Raw genomic sequence first — 20,209 nt, 5'->3', positions numbered from 1 at the left:
ATGTTTCTCATCATTTAGAATGACTAAATTTCATATTTCGTGCCTATTATCGCCTAAAAAAACACCTAGTCGCAAACGTAGACGAATTGTCAACAGACTCTAAATTCCAAAAATTGACTTGATCCATTCCATTAAACGTTCGAACCAAGAGGCTTGTTCAATATGAACCTCATCTTCAATATCAAAGCTTTGGATGAGTTGATTATCTTGGTATACATTCACTTTAGCCAAATGCATGATTTTTTCCAAAGGCGCGGTCAATGAAGTTTCATTAAGTTCGACATTCAAACGTGTTTGAGTCGTCGTCAATGGTTCAATTGCGGTCAAAATGCCATGAGCATCTGTTTTCATGACACGGCTATTCACTACATCAAAGGTATTCAGGTCAATTGGATTCGCATCGTTATAAAGTGAGGTGGTCACTAACTGAGGTTTTCTGGCTTCAACTTTAAACATTTTTAATGTGGATTTGACCACTGGAAGTTCAGCGATCAATTGTTTGTCTTTGATTGCCACTTCATCTCGTGTATAGGCATAGCCTAAATTTAAAAGTTTATGAGCAATTTCAGCACGTTTAATTGCACTTTTTGCACCCATCACCACAACAATTAAACGACGATCAGGAGACTCAGCAATAGCAGAAGGGCGGTGTGCTGTTAAAGCCAAATTATAACCCGCAGCTTTGGTAAAACCTGTTTTTAAACCGTCTACACTTGGATCTGTTTTTAAAACGAGATTGGTTGCATGATGGAAGTGTTGGTTATAGCTAAAACTCGGCATCACTGAATAATGCATATATTCAGGGGTTTGTGATGTTACAGCTTGACCCAAGATCGCCATGTCATGCGCAGAAGAAAAATGATCTGGCATGGTGATCCCCGGAGGGTTGGCAAAATGAGTATCTTTCATTCCCAAAGCCTGTGCTTCTTGGTTCATACGCGCAACAAATGCGGGTACACTGCCAGAAATACGCTCTGCCAAAGTTACTGCTGCATCATTGGCAGACATGACGATCAAACCGGCAAGTAATTGATCAATCGAGATCTGCTCTCCTTGTTTCAGGTACATCTGAGATTCATCCCACTGTACGACTTGAACCACAGGTGTGGCGGTAATAATCTCTTCTTTTTTAAGATGACCTGCTTTTAGTTCTTTTAAGGCAATATATGCCACCATCATCTTGGTCATGGATGCAGGTGCACGCTGAACATGACTGTTATATTCCGCAATAGTTTGACCTGATTGCGTATCTAATATTGTCCAAGCTTCAGCTTCAACAGATTGCGGGTTAATATTTAAAAGTGCGGCATTAACAAAGGTGGAACAAACCAAGCCCGTTATTGCAATAAAAGAAGCAAGAATTTTCAACAGATTTACCTTTAAGCCAATCCAATGGCAAGAGTCGACAAACTGTGCGAATGCTATGCCTTTTTTGCATTCTACGCTAGTAAGAATTGCAGACAATTTCGACTAAAATCGCCCGACTTTGTAAAAAAATGCTAATCTAATTGGTAATTTCTCACTGTCTATTTTCGAATATATATTTATGTTGCATTATCAGATTGAATTTGACGATTATCGTCAACACCTCATCCATGTCACATTGCGTTTTCTGGCAAATCCAACTCAAGTATTGTCTCTACCGACATGGATTCCGGGGAGTTATTTAATTCGTGAATTTTCAAAACATATCGAATCGGTAAAAGCTTATGATGAAGCTGGCCGTCAACTTAAAATAAATAAATTTGAAAAAAATAAATGGCGTTTATATAACACGGATCATGAACTCATTACAGTTGAGTATGATGTCTATGCTTATGATCTTTCTGTACGAGGTGCATATGTGGATCAAAGCCGTTTATATGTCAATCCAGCCTGCGTATGTTTAGGGCTTGAAGATCAAGAAGATTCAGCGATCGAGATTGAAGTTTTTTTACCCGATGAATTAAAGCACTTTCAGCTTGCGACTGGTTTGGCATCGAAAAGTTTGGTGAAAGGTCGTTTTACTTTAAAAGCCGATCATTATGCTCAATTGATTGATGCGCCATTTGAATTGGCGGAGCAAACACGGTTTAGTTTTGATGCGAATGGAATTCCTCATGAGTTTGTGGTTTCTGGTCAGCATACAATGAATGCTGAACGTATGAAGCAAGATCTTGAAAAAATCTGTAGTACAGAAATTAGCATGTTTGGTTCAGCACCTTTTGAAAACTATACTTTCATGACAATGGCAACAGGCAATAGTTATGGCGGCTTAGAACACCCGAACAGCACCAGCTTGATTACACCACGTAATGACTTGCCCAAGATAAATGAACCTGTAGAACCATCGGCAGATTATCAACGATTCTTGGGGCTTTGCAGTCATGAGTATTTCCATTCATGGTTAGTTAAATTTATTCGACCGGAAAACTTTGCCAATTATGATTTGAATCAAGAAGCTTATACCTCTTTATTGTGGATTTTCGAAGGTTTCACTTCATATTATGATGATTTGATTTTGTACCGCAGTGGTGTGATTTCTCAAGCGTCTTATTTGAGTTTGTTGAAAGGTCAAATTGATCGTTATTTGCAAAATCCGGGACGATTTATCCAATCTGTTTCTGAATCAAGTTTCGATGCTTGGATAAAATTCTATCGTCAAGATGAAAACTCAAATAATGCAGGAACCAGTTACTATAACAAGGGCTGTTTAGTGGCACTGAGTTTGGATTTGGGATTACGTTTGCGTGGTTCCAGTTTAGATGCGTTGATGCGCCGTTTGTATGAGAATACTCAAAAAGGGATTCAGGTCAATGAGCGCACAATCGTTGAATTATGTAATGAATTGACAGGCAGTAATTGGATTGAACAAATTAATCATTTGATCAATACCACAGATGAATTACCACTGGATCAATTGTTCCCTGAATTTGGTTTGAGTTATCGTTTAAAAAATGAAAAGGCACTGCCATTTGGTTTGAAAGTAGTGGACAAACCTGAAGGGGTGCTTATTCAACAGGCATGGCGTGAAGGAACGGGTGCAATTGCAGGGCTTTCAGCCAATGATGTGATTGTTGCGATTGATGGTTTAAAAGCCTCGGAAAAACTTTTATCACAATATTCCAAACAACAAGATCGCTTTACTGTATATGCTTTCCGCCGAGATGAATTTATGCAGTTCGAGCTTCACGGTGGAGAAATTGATTTAACGACGGTTGAATTGACTGTCCTTGATCAAGTCAAAGTAGAAAAATGGTTAAGCATTTAATATTGTATGAACTGAAAACCGATGTTTGATACATCGGTTTTTTATGGTGAATTTCTAAATCACGTTGATTCTTCAAGGTTAATTGCCACGATAAGTAGAATAGCCATATGGACTGATAAGCAAAGGAATATGATAATGCTCAAGCGTACCGTCTATCACAAAAACCACAGGCACTTCAGGAAAAAAGCTTCGTTGGTTTTTTTGCTTAAACCATTCGCCTGTTTCAAAAGTGACTTTATAGACACCTTTGTCCAGTGCTTTATTTTCAGGGTATAAGGCTAAAATTCGTCCGTTACTGTCGGTGATGCCTTCATTGATTTTTATCCATTTATCATTTTGCTGAGCTTCGAGAATGACTTTAACATTGCTTGAGGGTAGACCACTTTCAAGATTTAAAACATGTACACTTAATGGATTTTGAGCAAAACAAAATCCAGAGAATAAAATTGCAATCATAGATAAGATAAATTTTTTCATTATCGTGCTTCGCCCAAATTAAAACCTCTATGTTAAGGTTAACCAGTAATCGCGTTATTAAAAAAATGTAAAATTATATTAATCATTCAAATCAACATCTTTATTATTCATCCTCTCATAATTTTAGACGTTTTTTAAAGCAGTGTTATTTACCGTTGATTAAAAAAATACCAACACATTTGCCATTCAACCCGAAGAAGACATCTTTTAAGATCGGTGAATAATAAATTTAATTTTTAAATTTAAAATGAATAATTCAAAGGGTTATATCCATGAAGAAAATTTTCCTGAATACCTGCATAATTTCATGTGGTTTAATGGCTGCGCAACTTGGATTTGCAGCGAATTGTACTGGCGCAATCAATAACAATGCAGTGTCGAGTTTAACAGTACCCGCAGGTGCAACCTGTACCTTAAACAGTAGTTCTGTTGATGGCAATGTGAATGTACAAAAGGGTGCGAGCTTAATCCTCAATAATTCTTCAGTCAGTGGCAGCGTCCAAGCCAACACAGCCAAAGTGTTGAAGTTGGTCAATTCTTCAGTAGAGGGGGATGTAGCTGCATCTCAAGTTTCAACGACATTGAGTTTAAATAAGTCGATGGTTTCTGGAAATTTACATTGTTCAACATTGACAAAATTACAAAGCAATATGAGCAGTATCGAAGGTAAAACGATTGGAAAATGCCGATAAAAACTACTGAGATCAAGAAAAAAGCACGCTGTTGAGCGTGCTTTTTTCTTAGAGGCTTGAGTTCGTTTTAAGCTTCGATGGCTTGGACTGCGATTTTCTTCGCAGGATCTGCTTTACGGCGAACTTGTGGCACAGGCTCTCCATAATATTGACGATCAGCAAAATAACTTGAACGAACCATCGGTGCAGCCCAAATATTTCTGAAACCTAGTTTTTGACCATGTGCAGTATAACGCTCAAATTCTTCAGGTGTTACGAAACGATCGATAGGAGCATGTTCTTTTGAAGGCTGTAAGTATTGTCCAATAGTGACATAGTCAACGCCGTGGGCATGTAGATCATCTAACAATGCAATCACTTCTTCTTCCGTTTCACCAATACCGACCATCAAGCCGCATTTGGTTGGAACATCTGGGCAATATTCCTTAAACATTTTCAAAAGGTTTAAAGAATGTTGATAATCTGAACCTGGACGCATTGCTTTATACAGACGTGGCACTGTTTCAATGTTGTGGTTAAATACGTCAGGCGGACATTCCGTCATGATACGTAATGCAATGTCCATGCGACCACGAAAGTCAGGCACTAATATTTCAAGTAATGTCTTTGGACTGAGTGCACGCGCTTCTTTGATACAGTCTACGAAATGCTGTGCACCACCATCCAATAGATCATCACGGTCTACTGAAGTGATTACTGCATATTTCAAACCTAAATTTGCAATCGTTTCCGCCATGTGGCGTGGTTCATCTGGATCAAGTGCATTTGGTCGACCATGTGCAACATCACAGAAAGGGCAACGACGGGTACAGATATCACCCATAATCATAAAGGTTGCAGTACCGCCACCAAAACACTCAGGAAGGTTGGGACATGCCGCCTCTTCACAGACCGTATGTAACTTTTGCGCACGCAAAGTGGTTTTTATACGTTGAACTTCATCAGGTGCAGCCATTTTCACACGAATCCAATCCGGCTTTCGTGGTGCTTCAACCGTGGGAATAACTTTTACAGGTATACGAGCAACTTTTTCCGCGCCACGTAATTTGACACCCTGTTCTGGTTTACGGTTCTCTGACATATTCAACTTTTCCACTGTTTTCTACGGGGGAGATAAACCATTATAACGGAAATGCAAAACGATGGGGTAAAAACACTATTCATATACTAAATGTCGTTATCACAGAATATATGCATGGGAAATACAGAAAATTGTTTCGGTTTAGTTCATAATATCGCATGAGAAAAGATATAGACTGAATTTAGTATAAGGAGCTTTGAATGCCACGTAAGAAAGAAGTCGTTAGTGGGAATTTTGTGAAATACGATGCAGTCGTACTTGGCTCTGGTCCTGCTGGTGAAGGCGCGGCAATGAAGCTTGCTAAATCGGGTAAGCGTGTTGCAATTGTTGATATTCGCGAGCAACTCGGGGGTAACTGTACGCATGTGGGTACAATTCCAAGTAAAGCTTTGCGTCAAACAGTTTCAAGTATTATCCGTTACCAACGTGATCCAATGTTTAAGAAAGTGGGGGATTGGAAGCAATTCACCATGAAACAAGTATTGCGAAATGCACATAAAGTAATTCAACAGCAAGTCGATACACACTCACGCTTTTACGACCGCAACAACATTGATGTATTTCATGGTCGTGCATATATTCAAGATAAAAATACTGTGATTATTTTCAGTGAAGATGGGGTAAAAGAAACCTTGGGTTTTAAACAGCTGGTTGTTGCGACGGGTAGCCGTCCTTACCATCCACAGGGTTTGGACTTCAACCATCCTCGAGTATTTGATTCAGACAAAATTTTGGATCTCGATTTCACCATTCATAAGATTATCATTTATGGTGCAGGTGTAATTGGTTGTGAATATGCGTCTATTTTTATTGGTTTGGACCACAAAGTTGATTTGATCAATACGCAACATCAATTATTGAGTTATCTTGATGATGAAATTGCCGATGCATTGTCATATCACTTGCGTGAACAAGGGGTGTTGATCCGTCACAATGAGCAAATTGATCATCTAGAAACTTTTGATGATCATGTCGTACTGTATTTACAAAGTGGCAAGAAGATTAAAGCTGATGCGATTCTTTGGTGCAATGGTCGCTCAGGAAATACTGATGGCCTAGGACTTGAGAATGTAGGTCTTACTCCAAACAGTCGTGGTCAACTTGCAGTCAATGATCAATATCAAACCGAAGTTGAAAATGTTTATGCTGCAGGTGATGTCGTGGGCTGGCCATCACTTGCTTCTGCTGCATATGACCAAGGTCGCTGTGCAGGTTCAAATATGGCTGGTGAAAAAGATGTGAAGCCTGTAAAAGATATTCCAACAGGTATTTATACAATTCCAGAAATTTCTTTCTTTGGTAAAACTGAAAGTCAGTTGACTGAAGAAAAAATTCCGTATGAAGTCGGTCAAGCGTCATTCCGTCATCTGGCACGTGCACAAATTACAGGTGACACGGTAGGTGAACTTAAAATTTTATTCCATCGTGATACCTTGGAACTGTTAGGCGTACACTGTTTTGGTAATAACGCTGCCGAAATTATCCATATTGGGCAAGCCGTGATGCAAAGTGGTAACAATACCATCAAGTATTTTGTTGAAACTACCTTTAACTATCCGACAATGGCGGAAGCTTATCGTGTTGCAACATTGAATGGTATGAATCGATTGTTCTAATCAAAAATGTTGATGCCAAATCTATTTAGAGCATCAACATTGCATAATAAAAAAGCCTTTCCCAGCAACATGGGAAAGGTTTTTTTCAATTCATGTAAATTTTATTGCCAACCATAACGACGGATGTATATTGTTTTAATCCACTGTGTTAAACACATATAGGCAATTAAAATAAATGGCAGATAGAAGAAATAGCTTAGTGGCAATGCTTCCAGTTTTAAATAACTTGCCAATGGCCCCATTGGCAAGAATATGCCTATACACATAATGATTGCGGTCATGACCAATAAAGGTGTTGCGGCACGGCTTTGAATAAATGGAACTTTGGCGGTACGGATCATATGTACGATCAGTGTTTGAGTGAGTAGTCCCACCACGAACCAGCCTGATTGGAATAAAGTTTGCTGTGCTGGGGTGTTTGCTGAAAAAACAAACCACATCAGGGCAAAGGTTAAAATATCAAAAATCGAGCTGATTGGTCCAAACACGATCATGAAACGGCCCACTTCACCAGGCTGCCAACGTTGGGGTTGAGCAATCAGTTCATCATCCACATGGTCAAATGGAATAGCGATCTGGGAAATATCGTAAAGTAGATTTTGAATCAATAGGTGAATCGGCAGCATCGGTAAAAACGGGATAAAGGCACTGGCAACCAACACAGAAAAAACATTGCCAAAATTGGAGCTCGCGGTCATTTTGATGTACTTCAGCATATTGGCAAAAGTTCTACGGCCTTCAATCACACCTTTTTCCAAGACCATTAAGCTTTTTTCAAGTAGGATCAAATCTGCAGATTCTTTGGCAATATCCACTGCGGTGTCCACAGAAATTCCAATATCGGCTGCACGAATCGCTGCCGCATCATTGATTCCGTCACCCAAGAAGCCGACCACATGCCCATTGGCTTTAAGTTGATCCACAATACGCTCTTTATGAACGGGACTGAGTTTGGCGAAAATATCATAGTGCTCGACAGCTTCTTTCAGTTGTTTGTCTGACAGAGTTTCAATAATGCCACCAAGTAAAATGCGTTCACATTGAATACCAATTTCACGACACACTTTTTGTGTGACAAATTCATTATCTCCAGTCAATACTTTTACTGCGACACCATGCGCATGTAAGCTTTTTACTGCTGCCATGGCTGATTCTTTTGGTGGATCTAAAAAGGCAATATAGCCAATTAAAATCAGATCACTTTCATCGGCTACAGAAAAATTTTCTTGTGTCGTTGGAAATTCACGATAAGCCACAGCCACTACACGCAAACCATCTTGGTTATAACGTTGAGTCAGTGTTTCAATTGCAGTCTGTTTTTGTGTAGTTAGCGCTTCTACTTTGCCATCAATTTCAACATAACGACAAACTTTGAGCATTTCCTCAACAGCCCCTTTGGTAATCATGCGGACTTTGTCTTGTGGTGTTTTCACCACGACAGACATGCGACGGCGATCAAAATCAAAAGGTACTTCATCTAGTTTTTTAAAACGTAACTTTTGTGTTTTGATCTCTGGGTCAACAGCTTCTAATACAGCAACATCAAGCAGATTTTTCAATCCGGTTTGATAGTAACTGTTTAAAAATGCCTGCATTAAAACATAGTGCGAGGTTTGACCGAGTATATCGACATGTTGTGATAGAAAGATTTTGTCCTGAGTCAATGTTCCTGTCTTATCCGTACACAACACATCCATTGCACCAAAGTTCTGAATGGCATCCAGGCGTTTCACAATGACTTTCTTTTTAGATAAAAACACTGCACCTTTTGCTAAAGTTGAGGTAACAATCATCGGCAACATTTCAGGTGTTAAGCCGACTGCAACGGATAATGCGAATAAAAAAGCCTCTGTCCAATCACCTTTGGTAAACCCATTGATAAACAGTACAACAGGTGCCATGACCAACATAAAGCGGATCAATAACCAACTGACTTTATTTACACCCATTTGAAAAGAGGTTGTGCCTCGATCTGTCGCTGTTACTCGATGAGCCAAAGCCCCAAAATATGTGTGTATTCCTGTGCTTACGACCATGGCATGTGCTGAACCTGAAACGACATTGGTTCCCATAAAGACCATATTTTCGAGTTCCAAAGCATTGCTTTGCTGAAGGTTTGTTTGCACAGGAAATTTTTCTACAGGCATAGATTCACCTGTCATTGCCGCTTGAGAAACAAATAGATCTTTGGCAGTGAGAATTCGACAATCGGCAGGAATCATGTCTCCTGCGGAGAGCAAAATAATATCACCCGGAACCAAATATTGAATTGGCATTTCAAATTGAGAGTTTTTTTGATTTTTAACATCAATGCCATAGCGTTGTTGCATCAGCACCAGATCATCATAACTGAGTTGATCTCTTAAAACGGTTGCGGTATTGCTCACCATTGCTTTTAAGGCATCTGCTGCTTGGTTTGATTTGGATTCTTGCCAATAGCGAAGCAGGGTAGAAAGAATCACCATCACGCTGATAATACATGTGCCTGTCAAATCATCAGTAAGAAATGCCACCAGTGCTAAAAGACTCAATAGAATATTGAAAGGATTACGGTAGCAATACCAAAGGTGCTGCCACCACATCAGCGGCTTTTCATGAGAGATCTCATTCAAACCTATGATCTTTTGTTGGGCACTTGCTTGTTGCTCGGTTAAACCTGCTTCTGAACTGTTAAATTTGTTGAGCAGTTGTGCGGAGTCCAATTTGGCTGCCTTGACCAATCGGGTAGATAAAGTTTTGCTGATTTCTTGTGCATAACTGGATTGATGCAATTCTTTAAAAGATTGACTGCGTCCAAAGAAACGCATGAGATGAAATCTTTTGAGAAAGGTGGTAAATAGTTTGTGCCAGAGTTTCATATTGAAGTCCTCTTTTTTTAGGCGTGCAAAGGCTCTGACCTTATGATCGAAATAAAGCCGATTTGAAAAATAATTTATAAAATAGAGCGGGGAATTAAGCTTACAATTAAGGTGTGTAACTTAATCCGAGTCCAAACCATCTCTGTCGGAAGGCATTGAAACGATCACCGAAAGTTGCTTCGAATGTTAAGATGTTTGGGATCAGGCTATAGTGGGCAGCGGTCTGAAAAAAAGGCGAATCACGATCTTGATTATAGGTTTCTGCGTTTAAAACCCAGCGATCGTTTAGCGAATAATGTGTAGCAATTCCCCAACGAATTAAATGTGAATGATCATGCGCATATTGGTAACCCAAGTTAGTATCTACTGCTAAGTGCGGAGATAAATTAAAACTCATGGGTAGATTGAGAAACCAGTCTAAATCTGAAAAATGCTGAGACTGGTCATCTTGTGATAGCATCAGACTACTTGCAATGCCCCAGAAATGACCCATGGGTTTTAATACGGTTTTTGCTTGAGCTGAAAAACCATGTACATTATCAATATCTTTCGATGCATGATATCCCACTGAAAGTTCTAAATTTTCAGCAAAGTTACAAGCAGGTGCAACTTGATATGACCATGTACCTGCTGTGCTATGTGAATAAGCACTTTCTAATTGGCAGCGGTGAGCTGCTGTAATAGATGCATCATCCGTATTTAAAAGCGGATCGGCTTTGCTTTTTTGAGCAAGCACAACGATTCCACAGAGTAAAAATACACTGATCGCACAATACCATTGAATGGAAGCATGTAAAAACATCGGCCTCTCCCCATTTTTAGGTGAGAAACTAAACGGGTTGTAGTCAACACATTAAATTTTTGCTGATATGTAAAAATTTTATAGAGGGGGGATTGAATTATATTTTTTTTCAAAGCTATCTCGTTGCAAGATAGCCGACCTAATAGGCTATATTGCTCAGTATTCGCTTTGGTTTAAAAGATAATTAAACCCGAACCTCGAACAACTTCCCATTTAGGATCTCCATTGAATAAACTCAACGGCATTATAGTGCAAGTGTTTGGATTAACAAGTCATATTTGATGAATTTTTTATTATAAATTTAAATTTAACAATCAATACTTGGTAAATAAACGACTTAGCTCATTTTTTATTTTACGGATATGGTGCTTCAGGAGGATTGGATTTTAAATTTTTACTCATTTTTTATGTTTAAGATTTAAAAGTCTGAATTATCTCAAAGTACTTAACAGTTTTTCTTGAGCTGCATACTTTTTTAGAAATTTGATCTATGAACAACATAGTTTTAACAGGTTCAAAGGTTTATCATAGCTTCAGTTCAATATGTGGATAAGGTTATGAAAATTGTTGCAGATGAAAATCTAGCATTTACTGAATATTTCTTTTCAGAATTCGGGGAAATTCATCAGGCAGCAGGGCGAACTCTTAGCCACGACAATGTTAAAGATGCGGATGCTTTATTGATTCGATCGGTCACGAAAGTTAATGAGCAGTTGATTGCACAGACTGCATTAAAATTTGTAGGCAGTGCGACGATTGGCACAGATCATTTAGATATTCAAGCTTTAGAAAAACATCAAATTACTTGGTCGAATGCAGCGGGCTGTAATGCACAAGCTGTTGCTGAATATGTCATCACCGCTTTGTTGCATCTTCATCCAGAATTTTTGGATGCAGGAAAACACTTCACTTTAGGAATTGTGGGTTTAGGTAATGTGGGGACGCGTTTAGCTTACATGGCGCAATTATTGGGCTGGAATGTGATCGGCTATGATCCTTTTATGCAGCATGACAGCATTAGACATGTTGAGCTTGAAGAATTACTGAAGAATTCCAATGCTGTGACCCTGCATGTACCTATAACCCACACAGGGCAATATCCAACACATCATTTGATCAACGCTGAAAGATTGGCGATGATGTCTCCTGAAACAATTCTCATCAATTCTGCGCGAGGTGCCGTGGTTGAAGAGGCGGCATTGATTGCAGATATTTTAACGACCCGACGTAAAGTGGTGCTCGATGTATTTGAACATGAGCCTGAGATTTCACAACGCTTGCTTGATTTAATTGCTCTCGTGACGCCACATATCGCAGGATATAGTTTAGAAGGTAAGGCGAGAGGAACGCAGATGATCTATGAGGCGTTCTGTAAACGATTCGAATATTTAAATCATAAAAAGTTTGAATCACAATTGCCTGCCTGTGAACAATACTTCTATGGCAATAGTATTAAACAGACCCTGAAAAACTATTTGGCTGAAATCTATAATATTCAACGTGATGATGACAATTTGCGTGACTGCCTAAAAGATGGAAAAGTGGATCAAAAAGCGTTTGATTTTCTCCGTAAAAGCTATCCTCTGCGCCGTGAATGGTCTGCTCATGGAGGTCCAAAAGCATGACGATTAACTTTAAACCGACTTGTGATATTCCTGCACTGAAAGCACGTGCAAACATGTATCAGCAAATTCGTCATTTTTTTGAGCAACGGAATGTTTTGGAAGTTGAAACACCGATCTTGTCGCAAGCGGGTGTCACAGATGTTCATTTGGCTTCAATACCGGTGCAACGCCATCTGCAAGGTAAAATGCAAACACATTATTTACAAACTTCTCCTGAATTTGCGATGAAGCGTTTATTGGCCAGTGGCAGTGGTGCAATTTATCAAATTTGCAAAGTATTTCGTGATGATGAGCATGGTCGAAAACACAACAGTGAATTTACAATGTTGGAGTGGTATCGACCGCAATTTAGTTTGAAAGATTTGATGTTCGAAGTGACTGATTTACTTAATGTTGTTTTGGCTGAACGTTTTGGTGAGGTTCGTCCAACAATATTGAGCTACAAGCATGCATTTATTGATCGTCTAGATTTAAACCCACTGCAAGCTACTTTGAAAGAACTCAAAGATGCAGCCCATCGAGTAGGTTTAAATCTGGATTTGGGGGATGACCGCTTGGCTTATATGGATTTGTTATTTTCACATATGGTTGAACCGAGTTTAGGCTTTGATACACCTGTATTTTTAATCGACTTTCCAGCTGAATTGGCATCATTGGCGAAAACTAAACTTGATGAAGATGGTGAGTTGGTTGCTGCACGTTTCGAGCTGTATATTGAAGGGCTTGAACTTGCCAATGCCTATGATGAATTGATTGATGCAGAGATTTTACGAAGCCGTTTTCAAGCAGATAATGCTGAGCGTGAAAAACTCGGTTTACATGTGATGCCTGTCGATGAGTATTTATTGGCGGCTTTGCCGAATATGTCGGAGTGTGCAGGGATAGCGTTGGGGATTGACCGCCTATTGATGGTGGTGATGAACCAAATAAAATTGGAAAAGGTGATTACATTTCCTGCGGATGTATCTTGAAAGTATTTTTTTCACCTATTGTTCATGTAGTTGGGGCAATAGGTAAATATATTAAATGGTCATATTCATTTTACAGACAACAATATTAATTGTTTCAGGTTTTAGAGTCGTCCATGAATAAAAAACCTCTCACGCTGAGAGGTTTTTTTTAAACTGTATGATGATGATGACCTGATTGATGTTTTAAGTGTGCAATCGCATCGATACGCTTTTGGATCAGCATCTCACCAATATCCGCCCCTTGAACCTCCGGTGGTAAGTCTGAGGCTTTGATAGTACGTACAATTTTCATGGCCTCCAAAAGGTAATTGGCTTGCGGGTATTCACGATCTTCTAAACCCAAGCGACCTTTGGCATCGCATTCACAGGCTTGTACAAATGCCTCAACACGCTCAGGACGGCGTAATACATCTAAACGTTGTAGTAAACGCCATAATGTACCTGCTTTTAAAGTAAAGGCTTGATGGCATTTTAAATGCTCTTTACATACAGCAAGCGCCAGTTGTTTGGTTTGGGTCGGTACACGTAAACGATCACATACTGCTGTAACAGGTTGAATACCACGTTCTTCGTGCATGATATGACGCGGAAGCTCATCTTTAGGCGTGAGGGCTTTCCCTAAATCGTGAACCAGTACAGCAAAGCGCACATCTAAAGCGTAATGGGCTTTGCAAGCTTGTCGCAGAGACATGAGGGTATGAATGCCACAGTCAATTTCAGGATGGTATTCAGGTCGTTGCGGTACGCCAAAAAGTGCATCAATTTCCGCAAATAGAACTTTTAAAGCACCACACTCACGTAATACTTCAAAATAAACATCGGCATGATCTTCCATTAAAGCGCGTGAGGTTTCTTTCCAGACCCGTTCTGGTGTTAAGGCTTGCAACTCACCAGATTCAGCCAGTTGGCGCATGAGTGCAATGGTTTCATCGGCTATACGGAAACCGTATTGAGCATATCGGGCAGCAAAACGTGCAACACGGAGCACACGCAAAGGGTCCTCTGCAAAAGCACTGGAAACATGACGTAAAATTTTATGCTCTAAATCATCCTGCCCGTGATAGGGATCATAGACTTGACCGGCATCGTCCATTGCCATGGCATTGATGGTCAGATCGCGACGAATCAAATCTTCTTCTAAAGTGACGGCAGGGTCGGTAAAAAATTCAAAGCCATGATATCCAAATCCCGACTTACGTTCAGTACGTGCGAGTGCATATTCTTCTTTTGTTTCTGGGTGTAAAAACACAGGGAAATCTTTTCCCACAGGTTGATAACCTTGGGCAAGAAGTTGTTCTGGTGTTGCACCAACCACAACATAATCTTTTTCGTGATAGGGATGTCCGAGTAAATGATCTCTAACGGCACCGCCTACTAAATAAACTTGCATGAAAAAACCTCTATTCTTGATGCCATCATGCAACAGAATAGAGGTTTTCTCAAGTACAGAACTTGAGTTGCTTGACTAAAGTTCCGTGGGATTCATGACAAAGCTCAATTAGCCTTGTGCTTGTTGAATTTCAGCAACAGTTAAAGCAGTCATATTCACCAAACGACGTGTTGTTGCAGTCGGTGTTAAGATATGTACAGGTTTAGCAACGCCAAGCAAAATAGGACCAATCGTCACATTGTTGCCTGAGGTTGATTTTAACAAGTTGAATGAAATGTTTGCCGCATCAAGATTTGGCATAATCAACAAGTTTGCAGAACCTTTGAAGCGTGAATTTGGGAATGCGAAATGACGAATATTTTCATCTAATGCTGCATCTGCATGCATTTCGCCTTCCACTTCTAACTCAGGTGCAATCTCAGTCAAGATTTCAAATACCTTACGCATTTTTTGTGCACTTGGATCATTTTGGTCTGAACCAAAGCTTGAGTGCGATAACAAAGCAACACGAGGTGTCATACCAAAACGGCGAACTTCTTCAGCAGCCAAAATCGTCATTTCTGCAAGTTGTTCAGCAGTTGGGTTGGTATTGACATATGTATCAGCAATGAAAATATTGCGATCTTCAAGCATCAAAGCATTCAAGGTAAAGAATGTGCTACGACCTTCTTTTAGACCAATTACATTTTTAACGAAGTCTAAATGAATGTCGTAACTTGCATAGGTACCACACAACATGCCGTCTGCTAAACCATGACGAACCAACATTGCAGCGATGAGTGTAGAACGACGGCGTGACTCACGTTGAGCGTACTCAGGTGTGACGCCTTTGCGTTGCATCAAATTGTAATAATCATCTGCAAACTTATCGTAATCAGGATTTTTCTCTTGATCAACAATCGTGATGTTTACACCGTGTTCTAGGCGTAAGCCCAATTTCTTGATGTTGGCTTCGATTACAGAAGTACGACCCACGAGAATAGGTTGTGCTAAACCTTCATCTACAGCAATCTGTACTGCACGCAATACACGAAGATCTTCACCTTCAGCATAAGCAATACGTTTAGGTGCAGTTTTTGCTTGTGCAAAAATAGGTTTCATCATCAATGCTGAGTTATATACAAACTCAGATAAACGTTGACGATAAGCAGAGAAGTCAGCAATTGGACGGCTCGCCACACCTGAGTCCATCGCAGCTTGAGCGACAGCAGGTGCAATTTCCAAAATCAGACGTTGATCAAGCGGGCGTGGAATTAAATAATCACGACCAAATGATGCAGACTTTTCACCATAAGATGCAGCGTCTGCTTCAACATGTGCCATACGTGCAATTGCATGTACGCAAGCGATCTTCATTTCTTCATTAATCGTTGTTGCACCAACATCAAGCGCACCACGGAAAATATATGGGAAGCACAGCGCATTATTCACTTGGTTTGGATAGTCTGAACGACCTGTTGCCATAATCACATCTGGACGTACTTCATGTGCATGTTCAGGCAGAATTTCTGGATCCGGGTTGGCTAGGGCAAAGATAATTGGATCAGCGGCCATCACTTTAACCATTTCTTTGGTTAAGATCCCCGCGGCTGAAAGACCTAGGAACATATCCGCATCTGCAATCACATCTGCGATTTGAGAGCCTTCAATATCCTGAACATAACGCTTTTTAGACTCATCTAAGCCTTCACGTTTAGTGGTTAATAGACCACGCGAATCGGCCACAATGATGTTTTCTTTTTTCGCACCAATCGCGCAAAGTAAATCTAAACAAGAAAGTGCAGCAGCGCCTGCGCCAGAAGCGACAATTTTGATCTCATCAATTTTCTTGCCGTTTAATTGTAAGGCATTGAGAAGCGCAGAACCAACGATGATCGAAGTACCGTGTTGGTCATCATGAAACACAGGGATTTTCATGCGTTCACGAAGCTTTTGTTCAATATAGAAACATTCAGGCGCTTTAATATCTTCGAGGTTGATCCCGCCAAAAGTAGGTTCTAGTGCTGCTACGATGTCAACAATTTTATCCGGATCATTTTCAGCAATTTCGATGTCGAAAACGTCAACACCCGCAAATTTTTTAAAGAGTACGCCTTTACCTTCCATGACTGGCTTAGATGCCAATGGACCAATATTACCCAGTCCTAAAACGGCTGTACCATTACTGACCACTGCGACCAAATTACCGCGCGCAGTATAAAGCGCAGCTTTAGAAGGGTCTTTTTCAATTTCTAAACAAGGTGCTGCGACGCCAGGAGAGTAGGCAAGGGCCAGGTCATGTTGATTGACCAATTGTTTGCTTGGTGTAACGCTGATTTTTCCTGGTGTTGGAAATTCGTGATAGTAAAGGGCTTGCTGTTTTAAAGATTGATCATCCATCTGAATCTCGATTATTACATGTTCCAGCGAGGCTGGTGGTTTGACTAAATTTGATCGAATATAACATTTGTTGAACAATACCGACAGTCAAAAAGTAGTTATTTCCAACAAACTTATAGATTTGAAGTCTAAAAGAATTAACAAATCGTAATAAGCTTGTGCTGTTCTAAATATTTTGTACTGTCTGCTGAAGAAAGTGCTTTTGAAAAATAGAATCCTTGTAAAATATAGCATCCGTGTTTTTCTAAAAATAAAGCTTGTTCTTTGGTTTCAACACCCTCAGCGACAAGTGTAATTCCTATGGCATTTCCCATGGCAATAATTGCATTGACAATCGCTTCATCTTTTTCTTGACCAATTTTTGAAATAAATGCTTTATCAATTTTTAAAATATCAAAGGGATAACTGGTGAGATAGGCAAGCGAAGAATAGCCTGTACCGAAATCATCTAAAGAAATTGAAATATGACGGTCTTTGAGTTGTTTTAAAAGTAAATTGACTTGGTCAGACTTTTCAAATAAAGAAGATTCGGTGAGTTCAAGTTCAAGCATATCACCGGAAATATTGTATTTTTTTAGTGCATAATCAATATCCTCAATCAACTGACCACGATAGATTTGTTGAGCAACAATATTGATGGATACTCGAAAATGGTCAAAGCCCAGAGATTGCCAATATTGAATCTGTTTACAGGTTTCATGCAACACGATCAATCCGATATCGGAAATTAGACTGGTTTCTTCTGCGAGTGGAATGAAAATATCCGGCAAAATATAGCCCAGTGTAGGATGCTGCCAGCGCACTAACGCTTCAAAACCATAAATACGTTGAGTTTTGACACAGATTTTAGGCTGGTAGTGGACAGTTAACTCTTTATGTTTAATTGCTTTTCTAAGTTCACTTTCTAAATTTATACCTTGATTAAGTAAAGGTGTTTTCTTATCCGAATAGAAATAGACTGTATTGCCACCTAAACGTTTGGCTTCTCGTAAAGCAGATTCTGCATGACCATTTAAACTATCCAATTGCAAACCATGTTCAGGGTACAGGGCAATCCCAATTGAAAGCGTGATGGTCTGTTCCTGCGCATTGATATCAAATGGTTGTTTAAATGCATCTAAAATATTTTGTGCGTGCTGATGAATATTGATATTACTGTTTAAATTGTATATTACAGCAAAATCATCATTGTTTAAGTAGGCAATAAGAGATGCGCTGCTACAACACAATCTTAAACGATGGGCTACTCGTTTGAGTAATTCATCACCTTCTTTATGGCTCATGAACTCATTGAACAGTTTAAAACGATCAATGTTAATCCGTAAAACCGCAAAGTTTTTAAATGTACTTGAATAATGGGTTAAATAATGATGCAAGCGTTGCTTGAAATAAAAGCGATTGGGCAGATCGGTGAGAATATCGTAATGTTCCAGATAGGAGAGTCTTTGTTCCTGTTTTTTACGATCCGTCAAGTCAGTAATAATGCCCACATAGTTTGAAATTTTATTTTTTTCATCATAAATCGCATTAATGTGTACCCAAAGAACCAGCTTTTTTCCTGACGTAAAATCAATTTGCAATTCGGATTCAAATTCACCATGTTGGACTAAGCTTTGGGTAATCACCGTATACATTTTTTCAGTACGGGCATTGTTGTTGATGGTGATATCAAAGAGATGGCGACCGATCAAATCATTTTCTTTGTAAGCCAGAAGTTGTTCGAAATAGGGATTTACTTCTAAATAACACAAATTATTGTCTAAAATAAATACACCTTCAGCCACTTGCTCTAAAACATTCGCAGCCAGTTTCAGTTTTTCTTGATCCGTTTTTTCTTTTTGAATATTTCGTTGAATACCCACCATTCTTAATGGTTTATTGTTAAAGTTTTTTGAAACGACCTTACCAATATCCTGAATCCAGCACCATTGATTGTCACGCTTTACACGATAGATTGCTTCAAAACGTTCAGTCTTGCCTTTGAGGTGCTGTTTGAGCAAGGTCTTATAATTTTCAATATCTTCAGGATGAATGAAATCATCGACATTGTTCTGTTTAAGATTTAATTGTCTGAATTCAGCATCGCTTTTTGAATCTGCAATTTCAAATGTACGTTTCTCTATGTTCCAAACCCATGAATGGATGCCTGCTGTTTCATGTGCAAAGGTAAGATTGGCTTGATGATTTTCAAGGCGATCATTCATCTGCTTAAAATCATAGGTTCTTTCCTTTACTTTCTGTTCTAATAAATGATTATGCAGTTGCAATTCATTTTTCATGATTTGAGTTTTGGAAATTTCATTTTTGAGTTGAAGCTGTAATCCTTTTGATTCTTCAAGTTGTTGTTGAGATTGTCTAATCAAAACTCGATTCTTTAGATTTAGAATTTCTGAATTTAAGTAAATTTTATGTGAGATATAGGCACTAAAAAATAACAAGGCAAACCACACAATAAATACTGTGCTATATACTTCATTGGTATTTTGTGGAAACAGTAAGGGAATGCTGAAAACTGGAATCGAAGAGGGAACGAACAATGCTGTAAAATAGCTAAATCTCTGATTCAGAAAGTTCATTGCCATTACATAAGAAAAGCTCAACAAAAAACTGGATAAAAGAAAAGAGTAAAATGGATTGAGTATATCGGGTAATCTGGTTAGTTCTAAATTGATAATATAGATGCCAATTCCAAAAAGAGTACCTAAAATTAAACTAAAAAATTGAAAAAAAACATGTATATGCTTAAAATATCTTTTGTTTTTTTGATAAAGTAAACAGGTTAAAAAAATACAGATAAACAGTATAAATACAACGGTGACAGCAAACCAAGATGCTAATAAATTGCTATGTGTCTTAAACAAATAAAGATAAATAAAGGCATCACATACGCACGTAAAAAATACCCAAATAAAAAATATTCGGATATTTTTAACAGTCTTTCTGATGTTCGATGAATTCACATCATATGAAAGAAGCTCTTCCTGAACATCATTCATTCGCTGTTGCACCTCTGCTATTTTTAGAATGCGTAGGTTTAAGGGAGCAACTATTGAAAATTTGTTAATTAA

At 39.0% G+C, this 20,209-nt stretch carries 13 protein-coding genes; 5 read left to right on the top strand and 8 right to left on the bottom strand.

All coding sequences use genetic code 11. The features are described 5' to 3' along the window. Positions 1-99 precede the first annotated feature (99 nt). A complete protein-coding gene (locus OSH00_RS13120) occupies positions 100-1,368 on the bottom strand; it encodes a D-alanyl-D-alanine carboxypeptidase PBP6B (protein WP_266130782.1) in 1,269 nt (422 codons plus the stop codon). A 178-nt stretch (positions 1,369-1,546) separates the two neighbouring features. Here OSH00_RS13120 and OSH00_RS13115 point away from each other — a divergent pair, with 178 nt between their 5' ends. Further along, positions 1,547-3,250 (top strand): M61 family metallopeptidase, encoded by a 1,704-nt coding sequence (locus tag OSH00_RS13115; protein ID WP_266130781.1) that lies wholly within the window; start codon positions 1,547-1,549, stop codon positions 3,248-3,250. Between the two features lie 78 nt (positions 3,251-3,328). On the opposite strand, the gene uraH is transcribed toward OSH00_RS13115, so the two are convergent. After that, positions 3,329-3,727, bottom strand: a complete 399-nt coding sequence (gene uraH, locus OSH00_RS13110) for a hydroxyisourate hydrolase (RefSeq protein ID WP_266130780.1) — start codon at positions 3,725-3,727, stop codon at positions 3,329-3,331. A 272-nt stretch (positions 3,728-3,999) separates the two neighbouring features. Here uraH and OSH00_RS13105 point away from each other — a divergent pair, with 272 nt between their 5' ends. Continuing rightward, on the top strand, positions 4,000-4,419 hold the full coding sequence (locus OSH00_RS13105) for a hypothetical protein (RefSeq protein WP_266130779.1): 420 nt from the start codon (positions 4,000-4,002) through the stop codon (positions 4,417-4,419). A gap of 67 nt (positions 4,420-4,486) precedes the next feature. On the opposite strand, the gene lipA is transcribed toward OSH00_RS13105, so the two are convergent. Then, the gene (gene lipA / locus OSH00_RS13100; RefSeq protein ID WP_266130778.1) at positions 4,487-5,500 is read right to left on the bottom strand and encodes a lipoyl synthase; all 1,014 of its coding nucleotides are present in this window, start codon (positions 5,498-5,500) and stop codon (positions 4,487-4,489) included. A gap of 200 nt (positions 5,501-5,700) precedes the next feature. Here lipA and sthA point away from each other — a divergent pair, with 200 nt between their 5' ends. After that, entirely contained in the window at positions 5,701-7,116 is a 1,416-nt protein-coding gene (gene sthA, locus OSH00_RS13095) for a Si-specific NAD(P)(+) transhydrogenase (protein WP_196076703.1), read from the top strand. Between the two features lie 101 nt (positions 7,117-7,217). On the opposite strand, the gene mgtA is transcribed toward sthA, so the two are convergent. Both mgtA and OSH00_RS13085 read right to left on the bottom strand, forming a co-directional pair. Continuing rightward, entirely contained in the window at positions 7,218-9,974 is a 2,757-nt protein-coding gene (gene mgtA / locus OSH00_RS13090; protein ID WP_266130777.1) for a magnesium-translocating P-type ATPase, read from the bottom strand. A 106-nt stretch (positions 9,975-10,080) separates the two neighbouring features. Further along, the gene (locus tag OSH00_RS13085) at positions 10,081-10,776 is read right to left on the bottom strand and encodes a hypothetical protein (protein ID WP_266130776.1); all 696 of its coding nucleotides are present in this window, start codon (positions 10,774-10,776) and stop codon (positions 10,081-10,083) included. Positions 10,777-11,333: 557 nt separating this feature from the next. Between OSH00_RS13085 and OSH00_RS13080 the strand changes: the two genes are divergently transcribed. Continuing rightward, on the top strand, positions 11,334-12,401 hold the full coding sequence (locus OSH00_RS13080) for a 4-phosphoerythronate dehydrogenase (RefSeq protein WP_266130775.1): 1,068 nt from the start codon (positions 11,334-11,336) through the stop codon (positions 12,399-12,401). Continuing rightward, positions 12,398-13,372, top strand: coding sequence for an EF-P lysine aminoacylase EpmA (gene epmA / locus OSH00_RS13075; protein ID WP_266130774.1), 975 nt, complete (start codon positions 12,398-12,400; stop codon positions 13,370-13,372). Before OSH00_RS13080 ends, epmA begins: the two co-directional genes overlap by 4 nt. Positions 13,373-13,520: 148 nt before the next feature. On the opposite strand, the gene OSH00_RS13070 is transcribed toward epmA, so the two are convergent. From OSH00_RS13070 to OSH00_RS13060, 3 genes are all read right to left on the bottom strand, one after another. Continuing rightward, positions 13,521-14,762, bottom strand: a complete 1,242-nt coding sequence (locus OSH00_RS13070) for a multifunctional CCA addition/repair protein (protein WP_266130773.1) — start codon at positions 14,760-14,762, stop codon at positions 13,521-13,523. Positions 14,763-14,870: 108 nt separating this feature from the next. Next, entirely contained in the window at positions 14,871-17,141 is a 2,271-nt protein-coding gene (locus OSH00_RS13065) for an NADP-dependent malic enzyme (RefSeq protein ID WP_266130772.1), read from the bottom strand. Positions 17,142-17,278: 137 nt separating this feature from the next. Beyond that, positions 17,279-20,137 carry an EAL domain-containing protein gene (locus tag OSH00_RS13060; RefSeq protein ID WP_338150163.1) on the bottom strand — a complete coding sequence of 953 codons (2,859 nt, stop codon included), beginning with the start codon at positions 20,135-20,137 and terminating at the stop codon, positions 17,279-17,281. Between the last annotated feature and the right edge of the window lie 72 nt (positions 20,138-20,209).

The sequence above is a fragment of the Acinetobacter nematophilus genome, from assembly GCF_026344175.1.
Taxonomy (GTDB): domain Bacteria; phylum Pseudomonadota; class Gammaproteobacteria; order Pseudomonadales; family Moraxellaceae; genus Acinetobacter; species Acinetobacter nematophilus.
This window is presented reverse-complemented; position numbering and strand designations above follow the sequence as displayed.